At 52.1% G+C, this 20,112-nt stretch carries 18 protein-coding genes; 10 read left to right on the top strand and 8 right to left on the bottom strand.

Annotated elements, in window-relative coordinates; all coding sequences use genetic code 11:
• Positions 1-279 precede the first annotated feature (279 nt).
• From MT343_RS13090 to MT343_RS13070, 5 genes are all read left to right on the top strand, one after another.
• Positions 280-1,437: a ferredoxin reductase gene (locus MT343_RS13090; RefSeq protein ID WP_145470004.1), complete on the top strand. Its 1,158-nt coding sequence runs from the start codon at positions 280-282 to the stop codon at positions 1,435-1,437.
• Between the two features lie 8 nt (positions 1,438-1,445).
• Entirely contained in the window at positions 1,446-2,546 is a 1,101-nt protein-coding gene (locus tag MT343_RS13085; RefSeq protein WP_145470005.1) for a fatty acid desaturase family protein, read from the top strand.
• 288 nt (positions 2,547-2,834) lie between these two features.
• Complete coding sequence (locus MT343_RS13080; protein WP_145470541.1) at positions 2,835-3,917, top strand: BMP family ABC transporter substrate-binding protein; 1,083 nt, start codon at positions 2,835-2,837, stop codon at positions 3,915-3,917.
• A 303-nt stretch (positions 3,918-4,220) separates the two neighbouring features.
• The gene (locus MT343_RS13075; RefSeq protein ID WP_230330403.1) at positions 4,221-5,201 is read left to right on the top strand and encodes an isopenicillin N synthase family dioxygenase; all 981 of its coding nucleotides are present in this window, start codon (positions 4,221-4,223) and stop codon (positions 5,199-5,201) included.
• A 14-nt stretch (positions 5,202-5,215) separates the two neighbouring features.
• Complete coding sequence (locus tag MT343_RS13070) at positions 5,216-6,271, top strand: adenosine deaminase (RefSeq protein WP_145470006.1); 1,056 nt, start codon at positions 5,216-5,218, stop codon at positions 6,269-6,271.
• Positions 6,272-6,402: 131 nt separating this feature from the next.
• Here the strand turns inward: MT343_RS13070 and MT343_RS13065 are convergent, their stop codons facing one another.
• Together MT343_RS13065 and MT343_RS13060 are read right to left on the bottom strand one after the other, a co-directional pair.
• Positions 6,403-6,921: a DUF2867 domain-containing protein gene (locus tag MT343_RS13065; RefSeq protein ID WP_145470007.1), complete on the bottom strand. Its 519-nt coding sequence runs from the start codon at positions 6,919-6,921 to the stop codon at positions 6,403-6,405.
• Between the two features lie 407 nt (positions 6,922-7,328).
• Entirely contained in the window at positions 7,329-7,790 is a 462-nt protein-coding gene (locus MT343_RS13060; RefSeq protein WP_145470008.1) for a carboxymuconolactone decarboxylase family protein, read from the bottom strand.
• 199 nt (positions 7,791-7,989) lie between these two features.
• On the opposite strand from MT343_RS13060, the gene MT343_RS13055 reads away from it, so the two are divergent.
• Positions 7,990-8,790: a helix-turn-helix transcriptional regulator gene (locus tag MT343_RS13055; protein WP_222428591.1), complete on the top strand. Its 801-nt coding sequence runs from the start codon at positions 7,990-7,992 to the stop codon at positions 8,788-8,790.
• 478 nt (positions 8,791-9,268) lie between these two features.
• Here the strand turns inward: MT343_RS13055 and MT343_RS13050 are convergent, their stop codons facing one another.
• Positions 9,269-9,751 carry a hypothetical protein gene (locus MT343_RS13050; RefSeq protein WP_145470010.1) on the bottom strand — a complete coding sequence of 161 codons (483 nt, stop codon included), beginning with the start codon at positions 9,749-9,751 and terminating at the stop codon, positions 9,269-9,271.
• A 307-nt stretch (positions 9,752-10,058) separates the two neighbouring features.
• On the opposite strand from MT343_RS13050, the gene MT343_RS13045 reads away from it, so the two are divergent.
• From MT343_RS13045 to MT343_RS13035, 3 genes are read left to right on the top strand one after another with little or no spacing between them, the layout of a single operon-like run.
• Positions 10,059-11,177: a saccharopine dehydrogenase NADP-binding domain-containing protein gene (locus tag MT343_RS13045; protein ID WP_145470011.1), complete on the top strand. Its 1,119-nt coding sequence runs from the start codon at positions 10,059-10,061 to the stop codon at positions 11,175-11,177.
• Entirely contained in the window at positions 11,170-11,637 is a 468-nt protein-coding gene (locus MT343_RS13040) for a DUF2269 family protein (RefSeq protein ID WP_145470012.1), read from the top strand. The genes MT343_RS13045 and MT343_RS13040 overlap by 8 nt, the downstream gene beginning before the upstream one ends.
• Positions 11,634-12,005 (top strand): DoxX-like family protein, encoded by a 372-nt coding sequence (locus tag MT343_RS13035; RefSeq protein ID WP_145470013.1) that lies wholly within the window; start codon positions 11,634-11,636, stop codon positions 12,003-12,005. The genes MT343_RS13040 and MT343_RS13035 overlap by 4 nt, the downstream gene beginning before the upstream one ends.
• A gap of 167 nt (positions 12,006-12,172) precedes the next feature.
• On the opposite strand, the gene MT343_RS13030 is transcribed toward MT343_RS13035, so the two are convergent.
• Positions 12,173-12,928: an enoyl-CoA hydratase/isomerase family protein gene (locus tag MT343_RS13030; RefSeq protein WP_145470014.1), complete on the bottom strand. Its 756-nt coding sequence runs from the start codon at positions 12,926-12,928 to the stop codon at positions 12,173-12,175.
• Positions 12,929-13,149: 221 nt separating this feature from the next.
• Here MT343_RS13030 and MT343_RS13025 point away from each other — a divergent pair, with 221 nt between their 5' ends.
• Positions 13,150-13,788, top strand: a complete 639-nt coding sequence (locus tag MT343_RS13025) for a DUF1287 domain-containing protein (protein ID WP_243989400.1) — start codon at positions 13,150-13,152, stop codon at positions 13,786-13,788.
• Between the two features lie 222 nt (positions 13,789-14,010).
• Here MT343_RS13025 and uca read toward each other — a convergent pair whose 3' ends face one another.
• The 4 genes from uca to MT343_RS13005 form a co-directional block, all read right to left on the bottom strand.
• Complete coding sequence (uca, locus tag MT343_RS13020; protein WP_145470016.1) at positions 14,011-17,703, bottom strand: urea carboxylase; 3,693 nt, start codon at positions 17,701-17,703, stop codon at positions 14,011-14,013.
• Positions 17,704-17,840: 137 nt separating this feature from the next.
• On the bottom strand, positions 17,841-18,476 hold the full coding sequence (locus MT343_RS13015) for an urea amidolyase associated protein UAAP2 (protein WP_145470017.1): 636 nt from the start codon (positions 18,474-18,476) through the stop codon (positions 17,841-17,843).
• An 11-nt stretch (positions 18,477-18,487) separates the two neighbouring features.
• Complete coding sequence (locus MT343_RS13010; RefSeq protein WP_145470018.1) at positions 18,488-19,243, bottom strand: urea amidolyase associated protein UAAP1; 756 nt, start codon at positions 19,241-19,243, stop codon at positions 18,488-18,490.
• A 10-nt stretch (positions 19,244-19,253) separates the two neighbouring features.
• Positions 19,254-20,105, bottom strand: coding sequence for an ABC transporter ATP-binding protein (locus MT343_RS13005; protein ID WP_145470019.1), 852 nt, complete (start codon positions 20,103-20,105; stop codon positions 19,254-19,256).
• Positions 20,106-20,112 lie beyond the last annotated feature (7 nt).

The following is a 20,112-nucleotide window of genomic DNA, read 5'->3' as shown; positions in this document are numbered from 1 at the left end:
TTATCTGGCCATTTTCATAATATTAATTCCTTGGGCTCATTAATTCTTAAAGAGTCGGTGTGTTTTCTCTGAGCTGAGAGTCAGTCCAGCAAGCGCGGCTAAGCCTGATGGTTGATTGTGGGTTAGGGAGCACTTACTCGGCTTGTATGCATTGAATCTGCTGAAAAAGAGCTGACTTTGTGCTGGATTTTCGCTGTTGGACTTTAGTCGGATGAGTCGTTAAAACACGCGCTGATAACCAAACACACGCAGATGTGTCCACATTGAATCAGGTGCATTATGACGACCATGACCGACCCGGCGCTCTCACCGCGCTCCTCCGGGCCAGCTCCGCTTGCTGCAGCAACAGGTGTGGGGCTGCGCCGCTGGCTGGCATCCAGCCTGACCCAGCACGACCATTTTTCTGCTTATTTCGAACCGCTGATCCAGCTTTTTCTGCCTCACTGGAGTACCGCTGGCTGGCGTGCCCGCGTACTCGAAGTACGTACGGAGCTTGAGGATGTGTATTCACTGGTGCTGCGTCCGGCTAAAGGCTGGGCGGGTTTTCAGGCCGGACAATACGTTGAAATCAGCGCAGAACAGGATGGCCGCCGGGTCAGCCGGATCTTCAGCATTTCATCTTCTCCCGCCTATTTTGCCCGTACCGGACTGATTGAGCTGACCATCCGCGTACAGGATCAGGGACGTATAACGCCCTGGTTACGCCAGCATTTTGCCGGTGGTGGACTGGTAACTCTGTCAGCGGCACAGGGGGATTTTATTGCGAGCGAGGGCAGTGCTCCCTTGCTGCTGATTGCCGGTGGCAGTGGCATCACACCTTTCCGTTCGCTGTTGCAGCAACTGCAGCGTCAGGGCTCTGCGCGCCCGGTGCAGTTGCTGTATTTTGCCCGCCATGCACAGCACTTTCTGTTCCGTGAAGAATTCGACCGTCTGCTGCTGGATATGCCGCAGTTCAGTCTGACACTGCTGAACAACGAAGATCATGGTTTTATCAGTGCAGAGCATATCCGTGAATATTGCCCGGACTTCTCCGCCCGCGACATTATGATTTGTGGCCCGACGCCGATGATTCAGGCCGCGCGTGCCGTACTGAGTGAGCTTGCGGTTGATCCGGCGCAGATCCGTTTTGAATATTTTGGTGCGGCACCCATTGATATGCAGCGTGCCAATGCCAGTGACACGCTGGTGGCCTTTAAACGTTCGGCAATTAATGCCGACGTTGCCGCTGAACCGGCACAGACACTCCTTGATGTCGCAGAACAGGCCGGACTTAAACCCGTTAGTGGTTGCCGTATTGGCGTCTGCCATCAGTGCATCTGCAAAAAGGAAAGCGGGGTGGTGTTTAACACCAAAACCGGTACCTATTCCGATACCGGCAGCGAAGATATTCAGCTGTGCATCTCGGTTGCCGCCAGCGACCTGATTCTGGATTTGTGAGGCCAATAATGACAACAAGTATTCCATCAGCAGAAACCCTGTTAAGTTTTGAACAGGAAATTAATGCCATCCGTGATGAAACCCTGAGCAAAGTTGGCCAGGCCGATGCCGATTATATTCGTCGTGTTATCCGTTTTCAGCGGGGGTTGGATTTAAGCTCCCGGCTGGTGATTGTGCTCGGTTTTATACACCCGTTATTCTGGGTTGCCGGGGTTCTTATGCTGGCGCTGGCTAAAATTCTCGACAATATGGAAATTGGTCATAACGTGATGCACGGTCAGTACGACTGGATGAATGACCCACACATTAATTCGCGCAATTTTGAGTGGGATATTGTCGGCGACGGTGATTCCTGGAAGCGTTATCACAACCACGAGCACCACACCTATACCAATATCATCGGTAAAGACCGTGACTACGGTTATGGTCTGCTGCGCCTGAGTGACGATATTCCATGGCGTAAGAAAAACCTCTGGCAGTTTTTTACTTACCTGAATCTGAGCCTGTTATTTCAATGGGGCGTGGCGTATCACGAGTTAGCTGCTGAACGTATTTTCTTTGGCAAACGGCGTAAAGAGAGCCATCTGCCGATCAGCCGCAGTGAATTAAAATCGGCTTTTTTCAGTAAAATCGGCAAGCAGGTTTTTAAAGATTATATTTTCTGGCCGTTATTGTGCTTTCCGGTTTTCTGGTCGGTATTGCTGGGCAACCTGTGTGCAAACCTGATCCGCAATCTGTGGACCTCGACCATTATTTTTTGCGGACATTTTACTGAAGACGCGCAAACCTTCAGTGAAGAGGAATGTAAGAACGAAACCCGCGGTCAATGGTACTACCGCCAGATTCTGGGTTCGTCCAACCTTGAAGGTGCGCGCTGGTTTCATATTCTGACCGGCCATTTAAGCTGTCAGATTGAACATCATCTGTTTCCGGATATTCCGGCACGTCATTATCCTGCGATGGCGCAAAAGGTAGAGCAGGTGTGTAAGACGCATGGCATTCCTTATAACACCGGTTCGTTTGCTCATCAGTACCTGACGGTGGTTAAACGCGTGTTGCGTTATTCCTTCCCGGATAAAGCGGGGCAGGAACCACTGACCAACCACTGAGCGCATCTGCGTTCGGGTTCTGACGGGGAAGCCGCTAACGGCTTCCCCGTTTTTGTATCTGCATGATCCGTCTTGGTGCGCAGACGGTGCATCACGGCTGTTTTTTAGTGCGGATTTTTGCTGGTTTCCATCTTTATGGGCCAATCTTGCCCTGCAACTCTGGCATAATGTGGCGGTTTTATTCATATTTCTGTTATTCCTGACCAGTTGGCCAAGTTATTGCTAAATTGGCAATGAATCTGTTTTTAACAGCCTGCATGCAGGTACTACCTTTGGAGCAAAACCATGATGAAGAAACACAAGAACTGGCAACGCTGGGTAACGTCTGCGGCTCTGGCGCTGGGTCTTAGCACTGGCGCAATGGCCGAAGATCCGATGAAAGTTGGCTTCGTGTACGTTGGCCCGGTGGGTGATTATGGCTGGTCTTATGAGCATGACCGTGGTCGTATGGAAGCGCAGAAATTCTTCGGCGACAAAATCGAAACCACCTTTGTTGAGAAAGTACCTGAAGGCGCTGATGCCGAGCGTGTGATCCGTCAGATGGCGCAGAGCGGTCATGATCTGATTTTCACCACCTCCTTCGGTTTTATGAACCCGACTGAAAAAGTCGCCAAGCGTTTTCCAAAAGTATTCTTTGAGCACGCAACCGGTTACAAGCGCGCCAAAAACCTCTCTACCTATGTACTGCGTACTTATGAAGGTCGCTATGTTTCCGGTATCGCTGCCGGCATGATGACCAAAACCAACACCATTGGTTACATTGCTTCTTTCCCGATTCCGGAAGTTATCCGCGATATCAACTCCGTATATATGGCGGCTAAATCCGTTAATCCGGATGTAAAAATCAAAATCATGTGGGTAAGCACCTGGTATGACCCGGTTAAAGAAAGCGAAGCCGCCAATGCTCTGATCGACCAGGGCGTTGACGTGCTGATTCAGCATACCGATTCACCAGCACCATTGATGGCCGCTGAAAAGCGTGGCGTAAAAGCCATTGGTCAGGCATCTGATATGAGCAAGTTTGCACCGAATGCACACATGTTCTCTATCCGTGATGACTGGGCTCCGCATTACATCAAAACCATTCAGGAAATTATGGATGGCACCTGGAAACCGGAAGATTTCTGGGGTGGTTTTGCTGAAGACATGCTGGTGGTTGCCTCTGTGAATGACAACCTGCCCGCTGATGTAAAAACCGCGGTGACAAAAGCGCATGATGACATCAAATCCGGTAAGCTGAAGCCATTTACCGGCCCGATGAAGAGCAATGAAGGTAAGCTGGTGATCGAAGCCGGCCACACCCTGACCGACGAAGAACTGGCCGGTGTAAACTGGTTTATCGAAGGCATTGACGCTACTATCCCGAAATAATACTGACCTACGTGTCATTGTTCCGGCAGGGCGGCTACGGCCGCTCTGCCTGCATGGAAGCCAGACCATAAGAGCCCAAGACGCCATTCTCTTGGTAAGAAGGGAAACGCCTTTATCGGTTGTGCCGCAAGGCATCGCAGCATAAACGCGGTTCCAAAATACCCTCTTGGTAAGAGTGAATACCGGACTTCTTTTTGCGCCAGATAACTATCCACAGCGTAAAAAGACACCTGCCGGGTACGGATGTTCGCAAGACTCTTGTTGGCCGCCAGGTGCTTATTTTTAATAAAAAAGGCACGAACTATGACGATGAATAATGTTCCCCTCATTGATATTTCCCCACTGTTCAGCGACAACCGTGAAGACTGGCGACCGGTCGTGGACAAAATCGATCAGGCCTGCCGTGAGATCGGGTTTTTCTATCTTCAGGGACACGGTATTTCCTCAGCCCAGCTTGAGAGTATGTTTGCCCTGGCAAAAACATTTTTTGCCCAGCCGGAAGAGCTCAAACAGCAGATACTGATTGCCAACAGCAGCAACCACCGTGGTTGGGGTAGTGCCGGTGCTGAACAGCTGGATCCGGGCAAGCCAAGCGACTGGAAAGAAACCTTCGATATGGCGCTCGATATCCATCCTGAGCATCCGGTTGTAAAGGCATGTCCACAGCTTTACGGCCCGAATCAATACGGTGTATTGCCCGGTTTTCAGCAGCAGATGAATCAGCATTACGGATTGCTGATGAGTGTTGCCCGTCGCCTGTTAAAAGCCATGGCGATTGCACTGCAGTTACCCGATGACTTTTTTAATCAGTATTTTGATGATCAGCATATTTCCGTGCTGCGCATGATCCATTACCCGCCACGTCCGGCCGACCAGGTGGTGGATGCCGATGCCAAGGCCGCCGGCGCGCATACCGATTACGGCTGCCTGACCCTACTGTTGCAGGATGATGTCGGTGGTCTGGAGGTACGTAACGCCCGCGATGAATGGGTTGCGGCGCCGCCGGTTAAAGATGCGCTGGTGGTGAATATCGGTGATTTAATGCAGCGCTGGACCAACGATTATTACCGCTCCACCGAGCATCGTGTACGCAACCTGGCCCCCGGTGTGCATCGTTATTCCATGCCGTTCTTTGTCGAACCTCGTTACGACACACCGGTAAGCTGTATTCCCAGCTGTATTACCGCCGAGCGTGATGCACGCTATCCTTTAATTACCAGTGGCGAGTGGATTTTATCGCGCTTTGCTGCCACCTATGCCTACCGTACCCAGAACAAAGGCTAATCAAGGAGATCAACATGAGCGGATTTGAACACATCCTGCAGAATACACGGGCAGCAACTGAGCTGGCCGACGAAGCCTTTTTACGGGCCTTGCCAAAAACCGAACTGCACCTGCATCTGGAAGGTTCGCTGGAGCCGGAACTGATGTTTGAGCTGGCTGCCCGTAATGGCATTCAACTGCCGTATCAGGATGTGGATCAGATCCGCCAAGCATACAACTTTACCAATCTGCAGTCTTTTCTCGATATTTACTACCAATGTGCTGACGTACTGCGTACCGAGCAGGATTTTTACGATTTAACCTGGGCTTATCTGCAACGCTGCCATGACGAGGGCGTGGTGCATATAGAACCCTTCTTTGACCCGCAGACACATACCGAGCGCGGCATTGCCATGGAAACCGTGCTGGACGGCATCAGCCGCGCGTTGGCGGATGGCCAGGAGCAACTTGGCATCAGCAGCGGCCTGATTCTGTGTTTTCTGCGTCACCTGAGCGAAGAAGCGGCTTTTGTCACTCTTGAGCAGGCCATCCCTTATCTGCATTTATTTATTGGTGTCGGGCTCGACTCTTCCGAACTGGGTAACCCGCCGGAGAAATTTGCCAAGGTGTTTGCCGCCGCCGCTGAGCTCGGTTTGCATCGTGTGGCCCACGCCGGTGAAGAAGGCCCGATTGCCTATATCGAAGGTGCTCTCGACGTATTAAATGTAGAGCGTATTGACCATGGGGTGCGCTGCACTGACAGCGAAGCGATGATGACACGCCTTGCAGCCGAAGGGATTCCATTAACCGTTTGCCCGTTGTCGAATACCCGCTTAAAGGTGTATCAGCACATGAGCGAGCACCCGATTCTGCAATTACTGCAACGTGGTCTTTGCGTTACCGTTAATGCCGATGATCCGGCATTTTTTGGTGGTTATCTGCTCGCCAATTATCAGGCTCTGGCTGATCATCTGGGTATGACCCGCGGTCAGGCAGCACAACTGGCCGCCAACAGCATTCAGGCCAGCTTTATTGCGGTAGAACAAAAAACCTTATTGCTGGAAAAGCTGGAACAGGTGATTGCTGCCTGAGGTTTTTATACCCGCCCGCGGCTTTACTTGCCAACCACGATAAAAAAGAAACCGCATACCGGAAACGGAGTGCGTTTTTTTTATGAGCGGGGACAGCTCCGTGCCGGCGAGAGAAACGTGTTTATCAATAATCAGCAGGAATGGCTCCCGGTGACTGTTAGCCGTTTGGCTGCTGCAGCCAGTAAGCATCTGGAATATATATGATGAAAGCCTCCCAGGGCATGAAACAGAAAACCGAATTTCCCTCCGGCGCGTGCCGGGAATACTGCAGAGCCAAAGTATAAGCGGGTTGCAGGTGCCTCTCCGTTCTTTAATATCTCAGCAAGGGGTTCAACATAAAGCCATGAGCGCGTCTGACCAAAGGCCAGCAAAATTTCACGATCCGATCTCTGTTCCACACGCCATGCTGAAAAGCGCTTGGCTGCACTATAGGCCAGATCCCGCACCTGGCTGTCACTGGATGGGCAAGCCAATATTTTAGCCAGCAGCCAGCGTTCGGTTTTAAACAGCCGCGTCGTATAAAAGGCTTCTATAAATTCAGCTAACCCCAAATTTCCAGGCACTGTGATGGTGTAGCAATCGGTAAAGGCTCCGGAAGTCTGGCAGCTGGCAAGGAAAGAATGTTCAGGAACGGAAGACAGAGCAGGCATCGAATATAACCTCTTAAAGGAGTAATGATTGCTGATAAATGTCCGTATTCAGCACCCAGCAGACATTCAGATTAAAGCCTGGGGCCTGTTAACACTAATTAAACAGGCCGGATTTACTTAGAGTTAACAGGCTCTGGTATTTCCGGTAATAAGCGGCTGTTGTTCAGCCCCCGTTGTTCAGACCCCGCATTACTAGTGCGGACAGAGGCTCCTTATGTGACCTGAATAAAGGATTCTGCTGGGGAGGTCTGTTGCTCCGTATACTGACGTTGCCGGAATTCAGCGACGACGATGCTGTCACTGTGGCTGGCTCCGCTGGCGCAGCAAATGATCCAGCCGGAAGCCGGTGATGAGCTGGCCCTGAATGGCCAGCCCGGATAGGCGGTCAGCGCTCTGAGCTGGCAGCCTCAGTCAAAGTCACCCGGCTGGTAAGAGCCCACATCAGCACCAAATCCCACGGCAAAGCGGTTCCAGCTGTTGATATTGCAGATGGCCAGCGTCAGGCTGGTAAGCTCTGCATCGCTAAAGGATTTCCGTACATCATCCAGAAGCTGCTCTGCCGGATGCTGTTGAGACAACAGCGTCAGGGCTTCTGCCCAGGCCAGCGCCGCCTGTTCGCGCGGACTGAAAAAGGGTGCTTCACGCCAGGCGCTGAGCGTATACAGACGCTGTTCGCTCTCGCCAGCTGCGCGGGCATCTTTACTGTGCATATCCAGACAATAGGCACAGCCGTTCAACTGCGAAACCCGCAGTTTCACCAGTTCCAGCAGAGATTTTTCCAGTCCGCATTCTTTCAGATATTGCTCACCGGCCAGCAAAGGTTTCATGGCGGCAGGGGCCGCCTGATAGTAGTTAAGACGCTGAGTCATAAGGTTCTCCTTATTGCATTTGGTTAATCGTGATGAGGTTGAAATACCTGTGCAGAGTAACGGCCAGCTCACGGCAGTAATTGTAAAAATACGACATGCGCAAGGCTTTTACGGTGCTGTGAGGCGCTTGGGAGGTTTGTTAGACTGGCGATAACCGCCGTCTGCAATGCAGCGGCAGAACCGCTGCACGGGTATGGCAATGACACAGCATCTTACTCATCTTGGATTCCGGTTTTTCCGGCCAACAACGGCATTACAGCCGCTGGTACAGTGTTATTGGCATATCCGCTGTCATGTGGGGCAGTCGGCACTGGCCGATGAATTTCTGCACCCCGAAGGGGGTTCGGGTGTGGTGTTTAATTTTGCTGATCCGCTGATTTTCAATGGCCAGCCTTATCTCAGCCCCTGTCTGTTAATTGGTCCTGCGCAACGTACGGGTACCCTGACACTGAGCGGTCAGGTCGATGCTATTGGCGTGCGCTTTTATCCTGGTGCGGCACATGCATTTTTTCAGCTGCCGCTGGCCGAGCTGAATGGTTGTCTGTTACCGGTTACCGATCTGCCTTTGGAAGCAAGCTGGCAGCAGGTATGGGAAGTGGATGCGGTCAATGAACGTTTGCAACAGATTGAACTCTGGCTGCTGCGTCAGCTGGATGTGCAGATTCAGGCAAAAAATCCTCTGGTGGCGTTGTTGCCTTCATTGCCAGACAGCGGGCAGTTTTCTACCGCCGATCTGGCCCAGCATATGGCACTGGGAGAGCGTCAGGTTGAGCGATTATTCCGGCAATGGGTCGGTCTGACACCGAAACAGCTGGCCCGTATCCGTCGCGTTCAGCACGCACGGGAATTACTGAAAACAGCGCCAGCCGATCTGACCGGAACGGCCTATAACGCCGGCTATTTCGATCAGGCACATTTTATTCATGATTTTAAACAGGTGGTGGGCCTTACCCCCGGGCAGTACCGGCAGCGACTGAAGCAGCGCGATCGTTTGGAGTAAGCCGGGCGAGAAACAGCGGGTTTAGGGCCTGTTTAATTAGTGTTAACAGGCCCTAGTGCGGTAAAAATAAAAGCGCGGGTTATTTAACCGGCATTTTTGCACGGCTCGCGGCAGTTTAACCGCCAGCGTTAAAACGGGTTATCCTAGGGCCTGTCGACACTAAGTAAATCCGGCCTGCTGAGAGCCAGCTTTTCTCAGAACAAGGAGAGAGGAGTGATATTAGCGGGCTAAATGAATGACGAACGACGAAGTTAATGAGGAAAACTGGCCACAGCCCGAAGGGTTATGGCTAAAAATCCCTCATCCTGCGTTGCTGTTCGTTCGCTTAACCCGTTAGGCCACACTCTCAGCGCCTTGTTTGAGATATTTTTAGCCAATAACAGGCCTGTTTAATTAGTGTCGACAGGCCCTAGGCACCTCTTAATAATTCAGCGCCGGCTCCGGCTTACTGAAAAAGTTCAGATCAAGGTGCTTTTGTTCAGTGAGGCGGAATATCGGCACTGTGCTGCTGTGTTGTGCGGTTTTTAATGAGACTGAACAGGGCATAAAGGTTCACAAGATTCAGGCTGGCGACGACCGTGCAGAACAGATAACCAAAGAGCAGGGCATCGCCCAATAAAAAAACAACGACAACACTGAAATAAAGTAACCATCCACCTGCTGCTAACTGTGCGATGTTGTTCAACAGCTTCATCCGGTAAGACACGGGGTTGAGCAGGTTAATGAACAGCGGTGCAAAAAAGGTAGTAATTAACAGGAATGCTTCAATGAGATCGGTCGAAATCTGCGACATAATTTTATCGTAGACAACGTAGGTTTCTGTCACCCTTTCGCGACTCAGTTCGTTGACCCCCTCACCTCCGCCATTGGGTGTCAGTACGATCGTCCTCGTGCATTGAGAGAGTGGTGCAAACATAAATGCAATGATCATGACTGTCAGTATCGTGCGTATTTTTCTCATAATACTCCCTGAACGCTGTGTTCTTTTTACGCCCGGCAGAAAAAATCCTGAATATTTAAAGCGATTTCTGATACCGGTATCCCAGCCTTATCACTGGGGGTATTGAAAGTGAGGGTACTGAGGTTGCCGGGTTCAATCAATGCCAGAAAGAGTGATTAGCAGAGATGGCTGGGTATCTGCAGATCTGCCACTGCGCACAACGGGGAAAAACAGCGGAGAGTGTGTAGTACAGCATGGTTACCCGCTCCGGCACTCCGTTATACTGCGTCTGCTATCAGAAACCAGGAGCGAGGCACCAGTCATCAGGATGAAAACAGTCGTTGTATTGGGCGGTTATGGAAACTTCGGTAAGCGCATTTGTGAGACTCTGGCGCAGGACAGCGGTATCCGTTTACTGTGCAGTGGGCGTCATTCTGACAAAGCCCGTGCCCTGGTTGCTCAGTTGCAGCCGTCAGCCAAAGCAGAATTACAGGCCGTTGCGCTGGATATCAACGCGGCCGATTTCCGCGTACAGCTGCAGGATTTAACGCCGTTTCTGGTTATTCATACCGGTGGTCCTTTTCAGGGGCAGAATTATCGTGTTGCCGAAGCCTGTATTGCTGTTGGTGCGCATTATCTGGATCTTGCCGATGACCGTCGTTTTGTCTGCGATATAACCTTACTTAATAAACAGGCTGAAGACGCCGGAGTGCAGATCATCAGTGGTGCCAGCTCGGTACCGGGGCTGTCGTCGGCGGTTATTGAACATTATCAATCAGACTTCCGGCAGATCGACAGCATTGATATTGCTATCGCACCGGGTAATCAGGCTGAACGCGGTGAAGCAACGCTGCGTGGCATTTTGTCGTACACTGGCCGTCCTTTCTCTGTGTTTGAACAGGGACGTGTACGTACGGTGTATGGCTGGATGAATTCCCGGCGTAAATATTTTGGCCCAAGGTTGGGATGGCGTTGGCTGGCGAATGTGGATGTGCCCGATCTGGAACTGTTCCCGGCGCAGTTTGCGGTTACTGAGCGGGTACGTTTTCAGGCCAGTCTTGAGCTGACGTTTCTGCATTTTTCGATGCTGGTGATGGCTTCACTGGCGCGTCTGCGCCTGATTAAAAACTGGGCACCGGCAACGGCTCTGATTTATCGGATGAGCCATTGGTTCAGTAAACTGGGCAGTGCTGATGGTGCGATGCAGATTGATATCGCCGGGCTGAATATGCAGGGTGCAGCCAGCAGGCTTCGTTGGCGTCTGGAGGCTTATGATGGTATTGGCCCTTTTATCCCCACATTGTCGACCATCATCATCGCCAGACAGTTGCTGGCAGGGCAGGTGAATCCCGGTGCCAGAGCCTGCAGCGGTGAATTTTCGCTGGCGGAGTTTTATCCTTATGCACAGAGCTTAGGGCTGGTGATCAGGGAGGAGCAGGGTGACTGATTATTTTCTGCTGAAAACGCTGCACATTCTCTCGGCGGTCGTATTAATGGGCACCGGCAGTGGCATTGCTTTTTTTATGTTAATGGCGGTTCTCAGCCGCAGTCAGGAAACAATCCGTAATGTCAGCCGGATCGTTATTCTGGCGGATTGGTTGTTTACCGCTCCGGCGGTTTTAGTGCAGCTGATCTCCGGTGTGTGGTTGATGTCTCTGCTGAATGTCAGTTTTACCTCGCCGTGGTTTCTGACGGTCGCCGGGCTGTTTATATTGATTGGTTGTTGCTGGCTGCCGGTGGTCTGGATTCAGTATCAGTTACACCGCGAAGCCTGTATGGAAAATGGTTTTTTAAGCGCCCGCTTTAAACGTCTGATGCGACTCTGGATTGTATTGGGAATACCGGCATTCGCTGCAATGCTGGTGCTTTTCTGGTTGATGGTGGCCAAGCCTCTGGCGGTAATATGACGGCATTACAGCAAACGTTCGGTCGCTGGACGCTGAGCCTGCTTTGGCTTATTACGGCGCTGGTGTCGGTCGCGACGGCGCAGGATGTTGGTCTGGTGATCTTACAGCAGGGTGGCGTAGCCGATGCTCTGGCTCCCTGGCTGCTTTATGGTGGCAGTATTGTGGATGCGCTTTTAGGACTATGGCTGTTACTGCCCTGGGCGCAACGTCTGTGTTTTCAGATACAGCTGATCACTATTGCGGTTTATAGCGTACTGCTGTCGGTTATTGCTCCTGAATTCTGGTGGCATCCGTTTGCGCCGGTGGTTAAAAACCTGCCGATTATGGTACTTATCTGGATTCTGATGCCAGGAAAATCAATATCCTGATCGCGGTCAGGACGGCGCTTTATTCAGATCCTGTGCTGCGCTTAAACCGGAGCTTAAAATAAAAAACCGCCGGTTGTTCGCAACCGGCGGTTTTTTATTGAACGTCTTAAACAGGCCCTAAAACACCGCTGAATTATTTATTCAGCGGTGTTTTAAAAGTACTGAACTTATTTACCGCCTTTCAGCACGTGATTAATACGCGCCTGAGTTTCTGGTGTGCCCAGCAGGCCGGAGAATAATTCCATCTCCAGTTTAACGGCTTTATTAACACGCTCACGGTGGCCTTCGGCGCGACCCAGTTTTTTAATGGCGCGGATCGAATCCTGAGAGTTTTTCAGTAATTCGTTGGCGGTGGCCATCGCTGTTTCCAGTGCTTTACCGTCTTCCACAGCGGCGGTTAACAGGCCCCATTTTTCGGCTTCGGCGGCGGAGAAGAAACGGCCGGTGTACAGCAGTTCTGCCGCACGCTTAGGACCAATGGCTTCAGACAGCAGTACCGAGCAGGCTCCTTCAGAAGTGACACCGATTTTGGCAAATGGCAGGCTGTAACGGATGCTGTTACCGGCGTAAGCGATATCGGCATGCAGCAGCATGTTGGCGCCAATACCGATGGCCACACCTTCCTGCGCCATAATCAGGGGCTTTTGCAGACCGGCGAAGGCATCAAAAATGCCGGCTACACCTTCCTGAACTGCAGGCAGATCGCCGCCTGGCAGCAGGTCGGCCAGATCGTTACCGGCGGTAAAACGGCCTTCGGCACCGGTCATCACGATGACTTTAACCTCATCGTTGGCATCGCTGTCGAGCAGGGCGGCGATAACATCTTTGTAAGTCTGTACGCGGATGGCGTTCAGTACCTTCGGGCGGTTCAGAGTAATCACGGCAATGCCGTTTTCCAGACTGTAGGTAATGTCCTGATACATAGGGAAGATCTCATCGGTTCAGTATGGCGGGCATGATGGCAAACCCGGAATAACAGAGCAATGATCAATATGCACAGATTACTGGTTGAAACCGAGGTCTGGCGTTTATTGCTGTTGGCACTAACGGCGGGAATTCTGGTCAATCCTGATGCGGGTAAGGCTAGGGTTATGCCTTATGATGCTCAGATATCCGCGACCATTAACGAAAGGAATCTCAGGTTATGAACAGGATGCAGACATTGAAATGGTTGCCCGGCGCAACGCTGCTGGTCTTTATACTGGCCACAGTGCAGGTTTATGCCGGGGAGGGCAATACTGCGGCTTTCCGTCAGGAGCTGGTGGCCGCGGCATTGCAGCGTACGACGCAGCAGGTGCGCTATGACGGCGCTTACCAGAAAATTGCCTATCCCAATGGTGATGTGGCGCCAGACATTGGCGTATGCACCGATGTGGTGATTCGCAGCTACCGCGCTCTGGGTGTCGATTTACAGCAACGGGTGCACGAAGATATGGTGGCTGATTTTGCCGCTTACCCATCGCGCCGTATCTGGGGTATGACCCGTACCGATACCAATATTGACCATCGCCGGGTGCCGAATTTACAGGCGTTTTTTCAGCGTAATGGCCAGACATTAGCCGTCAGTGATAACCCGGCCGATTATCAGCCGGGGGATCTGGTGACCTGGATGCTGCCGGGCAATCTGCCGCATATTGGCGTGGTCAGCGATCGCTATGCGTCAGGCTCCGGCAGGCCGTTAATCGTGCATAACATCGGCGCCGGTCCGGTGCTGGAGGATATGTTATTCCGTTACCGGATTACCGGGCATTACCAGTACCTGCCACAGAAAAGTGGGGAGTGATTACTCTCCGTTACCGGCTGTTTGCAGAATGATCAGGGCATTACCATTACCTGCCACAGAAAAGTGGGGAGTAATTACTCTCCGTTACCGGCTGTTTGCAAAATGACCAGGGCATTACCAGTACCTGCCACAGAAAAGTGGGGAGTAATTACTCCCCGTTACCGGCTGTTTGCAGAATGATCAGGGCATTACCAGTACCTGCCACAGAGAAGTGGGGAGTGATTACTCCCCGTTACCGGCTGTTTGCAGAATGACCAGCGCTTTGCCCGGACTGACGCTCTGGCCGGTTGTGCGCAGCACTTCCACCACGGTACCGCTCTGATGGCTGCTGACTTCAATTTCCATCTTCATGGATTCCAGCACCACCAGAGGCTGACCGGCGCTGACCTGATCGCCGGGTTTAACCAGACATTGCCAGACGTTGCCGGATACATGGCTGTCGATGCTGAATTCACCCTCTGCCAGCGGGCGCTCATCGCTTTCTTCCAGCACCGAAGGTTCGCTGTCGTAATGGAATTTTCCTGAGGCTTTCCATTCCTCAAGTTCTGCCTGAAAAGCTTTTTGCCGTTCCTGCTGGAAGGCTGAAATACCTGTGCCCTGTTCCTGCAAAAAGCGTTCGTATTCCGCCAGGTTAAAGCGGGTTTCTTCGATTTTTATTGGATACTGGCCATGGGGAAACTGCTGGCGGATCGTCATCAGTTCGTCGTGGCTGACCTCGTAAAAACGTACCTGATCGAAAAAGCGCAGCAGCCAGGGCTGGGTAAATTCGCGGGTGGTTTTATAGCGGTTCCACATCTGCAGGGTGCGGCCAACAAACTGATAACCGCCCGGACCTTCCATACCGTAAATACACATATAAGCACCGCCGATACCGACGGAGTTTTCTGCCGTCCAGGTGCGCGCCGGATTATATTTGGTGGTGACCAGACGGTGACGCGGGTCCATGGGTGTTGCCACCGGAGCACCTAAATACACATCGCCTAAGCCCATCACCAGATAACTGGCGTTAAAGACAATGTCTTTCACTTCATCAATGGAATTCAGGCCATTGATACGGCGGATAAACTCAATATTATCCGGACACCAGGGCGCATCGGCCCGTACCGATTGCATGTATTTATTCACCGCCAGCTGGCAGGCTTCGTCGTTCCACGACAGTGGCAGGTGAACAATGCGCGACGGCACTTCGGCATCCTGCAAGTCGCCCAGCTGATCTTCGGCGGCAATTAATATCTGCAGTAATTCCTGCTGACTTAAGCGGCTGGAATCGTAGTGCAGCTGCAGCGAGCGGATGCCCGGTGTCAGTTCCCACAGGCCGGTAATATTCTGTGTGTTTAAATACTGCATTAAGGCATGAACGCGGAAGCGCAGGCGGATATCCAGCTGCAGCGGGCCGTATTCCACCAGTAAGTACTGATCACCGCTGGGGCGATAAACGACACCGGTCGGGTGTGAGTCTGCCTGACCGGTATAAGCAATACTGTGCACAATCGGGCTGTCCGGTAACCAGCGCTCAACCGCACAATTCTCTGCCCTCAATGTTGTCAGGCTGTTTTGCTGCGCGCGGTTTAAGGCCACCGCGGTCTGCTGGCTGACCGGCAGAAAGCGGATTTTATCGCCGGCTTTTAACTGACCGAGTTTCCATAAATCCGCGGTGATCACCGTGGCCGGGCAGACAAAGCCGCCCAGACTCGGGCCGTCCGGCCCTAAAATCACCGGCATATCACCGGTAAAATCGACGGTACCAATGGCGTAGGCATTGTCGTGGATATTGGATGGGTGTAACCCGGCTTCACCACCATCTTCCCGTGCCCATTCCGGTTTGGGGCCAATCAGGCGTACACCGGTACGGCTGGAGTTGTAGTGCACTTCCCAGGTGTGGGCAAAGAAGCGCTCAATATCGCTGTCGGTGAAAAATTCCGGCGCACCGTGAGGGCCATAAATAACCCGTAACTCCCACTCGTTGGCAATCGCGGGCAGCAAAGCCGGATCGTTAAGAGTTGCAGATTCTGCTTTATTATCTGCGGAAAAATGCAGCACATCGCCCGGTAATAATGCGCGACCGTTATGGCCGCCAAACTGACCAAGAGTAAAGGTGGATTTTGAGCCCAGATAATCCGGACAGTTAAAACCACCGGCAATTAAACAATAAGCCCGTGCACCAGCATTGCCAACGATGCCGCAGTCGAGAATATCGCCGGCATTAATATCAATGACCTGCCAGAATTCAATATTTCTGGTTGTACTGTTGTGGCTCAGGCTGCCAGGGGGTAGGCCCGCTCGGGTCAGGCTGGCGCTGGTGGTGGCACCGGCCAGTAATATCCTTGTTGGTGCGTTAAATTTAAGCACCGGGCCTTTTAACGTAATTTCCAGACCCGCGGCCTGCTCTGCATTGCCGAGTAAACGGTTACCGAGAGCAAAAGAATAGCCATCGAACGGGCCTGACGGTGGCACGCCAATATCCCAATAGCCAATGCGCGCGGGTAAATCCTGAAGGGTGGTTTGTGTACCGGCGGTTAATACCTGCACGCTGGTGGGCTGGTGTTGCAGTGTTTTTAATAACTGGGTGTACACGTCACCGGCTTGTACGCGCTTATCCTTAAGAATATCGAGCAGATAACGGCGGTTGCATTCCAGTCCGTACAATTCTGTGTCGGCCAGCGCCTCCGCCAGGGTTGCCAGCGCCTGATCGCGGTTGGCGGCGGTGGCAATCACTTTGGCCAGCATAGGATCGAACAGAGCCGGTACTTCTGAGCCGCTTTCTACCCAGGTATCAATACGCAGTGATGGCCAGCCTGAGGCCTTATCAGACTGAGATTGCAATAAGAGGTGTTGTGGCCAGCGCACATTGCTTAATAATCCGGCGCAGGGCTGAAAATCCTGTGCCGGATCTTCGGCATAAATCCGTGCCTGAATGCTGTGGCCTTTGGGTGTGAAATGTTCTGTCAGTGGCAGCGTTTCACCGGCACCGAGGCGCACCATCCATTCCACCAGATCAATACCGTAGACTTCTTCGGTAACGCCGTGCTCAACCTGTAAGCGGGTATTCACTTCGAGGAAATAAAATTCGCCGGAATCTGCATCGTAAATAAATTCGACTGTACCGGCACTGCGGTAATTAACCGAGCGGCCCAGACGCGCTGCCGTGGTGTGTAATGCCTCCCGCTGCTGGGCGGTCAAACCCGGTGCCGGTGTTTCTTCCAGCACTTTCTGATTGCGGCGCTGAATGGAGCAGTCGCGCTCACCCAATGCCAGTACCTGGCCCTTACCGTCACCAAAAATCTGTACTTCGATATGGCGGGCTTTTTCGACAAATTTTTCGATAAATACGCCATCGTTGGCAAAGTTATTGGCGCTTAAACGTTTAACTGAGGCAAACGCCTGTTGCAGTTCGGCCTCGCTGTAACACAGCTGCATACCAATACCGCCACCACCGGCGGTGCTTTTGAGCATCACCGGATAACCAATACGCCCGGCCTCAATGATGGCGCTGTGAATATCGGTCAGCAGTTCGGTACCCGGCAGCAGCGGAACCTTATTGTCCTGTGCCAGTGCGCGCGCTGAATGTTTTAAACCAAAGGCATCCATTTGTGCGGCGGTGGGGCCAAGAAAGATCACGCCGGTCTGATCACAGGCATGGGAGAAACCGGTATTTTCGCTTAAAAATCCATAACCGGGGTGAATGGCTTCAGCACCGCAGTCTTTGGCAATCTGCAGAATTTTTTCCTGATTCAGGTAGGTATCCGCGACCGTGCCATCACCCAAGCAGTAAGCCTCATCGGCCTGCTGGACATGCAACGAATGCTGGTCGGCCTGATGGTAAACCGCAACCGCCTGAATATTCATTTTTTTCAGGGTGCGGATAATACGGCTGGCAATAGCGCCACGGTTGGCGATTAAGACTTTTTTAAACATGGTCTTGCCTCATTCTTAAATGTCTTGTGTCACTTCACATATGTTGTTGCACAAGAGGCAGGTCGTCCTGCATAAATACTGAAGCCTGCCGGTCGTCCGGCTGCTTGAAATATGAATTTTCTGATCGGCAGGCAGGTTTACCAGACAATCACTTCAATCGGTGTCGGGTTATAGGCATTGCAGGGGTTGTTCAGCTGCGGGCAGTTGGATATCAGCACGATGGTGTTCATCAGGGCTTTCAGCTCGACATATTTTCCGGCATCGGAAATGCCATCGGCAAAGGTCAGCCCGCCTTCAGCGGTGACCGGTACATTCATAAAGAAATTAATATTGTGGGTAATATCGGCTTTATCCAGCCCGTATTCTTCATGCTCGTTAATGGCCAGCATCCAGCTGTCACGGCAGGCGTGCATGCACTTTTTTTCCAGACTGTAGCGCACGGTATTGGATTCGGTGGCGCAGGCACCGCCTAAGGTGTCATGCCGGCCACAGGTATCGGCGACAATTTCCAGCAGCGGGCGGTTTTCGTTGGTCATTAATACCGAGCCTGCTGTCAGGTATACATTACCCTGGGCGCGGATGGTATCGGTGGCGCTGTAGCGTTCGCTCGGATCATCGGCGTTATAAAACAGGGTATCGGCGGCCTGATTACCTTCCAGATCGAGAATACGCAGGGTCTGTCCGGCGGCAATGCGGTGAATAAAATAATCGCCGGCCAGTACTGTCTGGCGGAAACTGGCATCCTGGGGCTGCAGTGTGCTTGCTTTAATCATGGTACGGCTCCTCAGGCTTCGCAGAAGTTATAGAGAAAATTGTTGTGAAAACCGCGCTGATTTTCTGCGCAGTGATTTTTACACTCATCATCACCGGCAACGGCGGCGGCTCTGCCCAGATGGTAATGCACCGGCCGCACAGGATATTCGGCGGCATTGTTTAACGGGTGCGGACAGGTGTGCATGATCAGCAGGGTGTCCATTTCGAAACGTAAGGTGATGGCATTGCCGGCCTTTGACGCGTCGCCGATATAGAGCATATTACCCAGATCATCGGTCTGAACCTGGCTGAACAGATTAAGGTTGGCAGCCATGTCTTTGCGTGACAGACCGTATTTGGCGAACTCCACCAGAAAGCTGTCATAGCCATTCTGTGTCCAGCCATTACGGGCTTCCTGGTAGGTTTTAATGCCCCATTTTTCTGCCACCATGGCTTTATTAATATTGCCGCAGACTGTGTCGTGCCAGCCGCAGTCATCGGCCACGACAGAGGCAAAAATACGGCCCATGTCGGAATACAGACAGTGGCCCTGAGTCAGCTTAAAGGTATGCTGGCATTTTAAGGTATCCGGTGCGTTGTACTTTTCCAGCAGGTCGTATGGGTTAAACATTAACAGACCAAGATTGGCGCCGCCGTGCAGGTCGGTAAAGGTGATGACTGTGCCTTTTTTTACCCGCATCGACCAGTGGCAGCCGCCTCCCAGAGTATCCTGATAAACGGCCTCGCCCTGATAAAATTGCTGATGTTTGTTGCTTAACTGAGTCATGGTTTCTCCTTCAGGCACCTATTTCGGTATTTATACCTGCCTCGTCCTGCACACGGGCTGTGGCATGAACTGAGTGCTGAATATCGTTGTATAAAGAATGTTCCTGAGCGCTGTCGCCGCTTTTAGCCAGCTGGCCATGATTGGCCTGGTTCAGTTTTAAATCGTAGGTAATGGTCGCCCCCCAGGCATTGGGAGCCATAGGGTCGTGGCGGACTTTATCGAATACCAGTAATCGGCTGCCGAGATAAAAACCCTCACCAATATCGTGGGTGACCATAAAAATAGTGGTGCCGGTCTGCTGCCATAAATCCAGAATTAACTGGTGCATATCGGCACGGATACCCGGATCAAGGGCACCGAAGGGTTCGTCCAGTAACAGGATTTTTGGCTCTTTAATTAATGCCTGAGCAATGGCCAGACGCTGCTGCATACCGCCGGACAGTTCATGTGGATACTTATTGGCGGCGCTGTGCAGTCCTACCCGCTGCAACAGGTCCATGGCTTTTTCTCTGGCCTGAGCGCGGGCTTTACCAAACAGGCGGGCCAGCAATTTACTCTGGGCAAATTCCAGCCCGAGAATGACGTTGTCCAGCACGCTCAGATGAGGGAATACCGAGTATTTCTGGAACACGATTCCGCGGTCGACACTGGGTTCGTCGGTTAATGGCTGACCATCCAGCAGGCACTGACCTTTGCTGGCGCTTTCCTGACCGGAGAGCATTTTCAGAAAGGTCGATTTGCCGCAGCCGGATGCTCCGACCATGGTCACAAATTCGCCTTTTTTAACGCTCAGATTGATATTGTCCAGCACCGGCTGATCGCCGTAGGTTTTGCTGGCTTTTTTAAATTCGATAAAACTCATACAGATT

The sequence above is a fragment of the Venatorbacter sp. C2-1 genome, assembly GCF_022832715.1.
Taxonomy (GTDB): domain Bacteria; phylum Pseudomonadota; class Gammaproteobacteria; order Pseudomonadales; family Oceanobacteraceae; genus Venatoribacter; species Venatoribacter alkanivorans.
The sequence above is the reverse complement of the archived record's forward strand: the minus strand, read 5'-3'. Positions and strand labels throughout refer to the sequence as shown.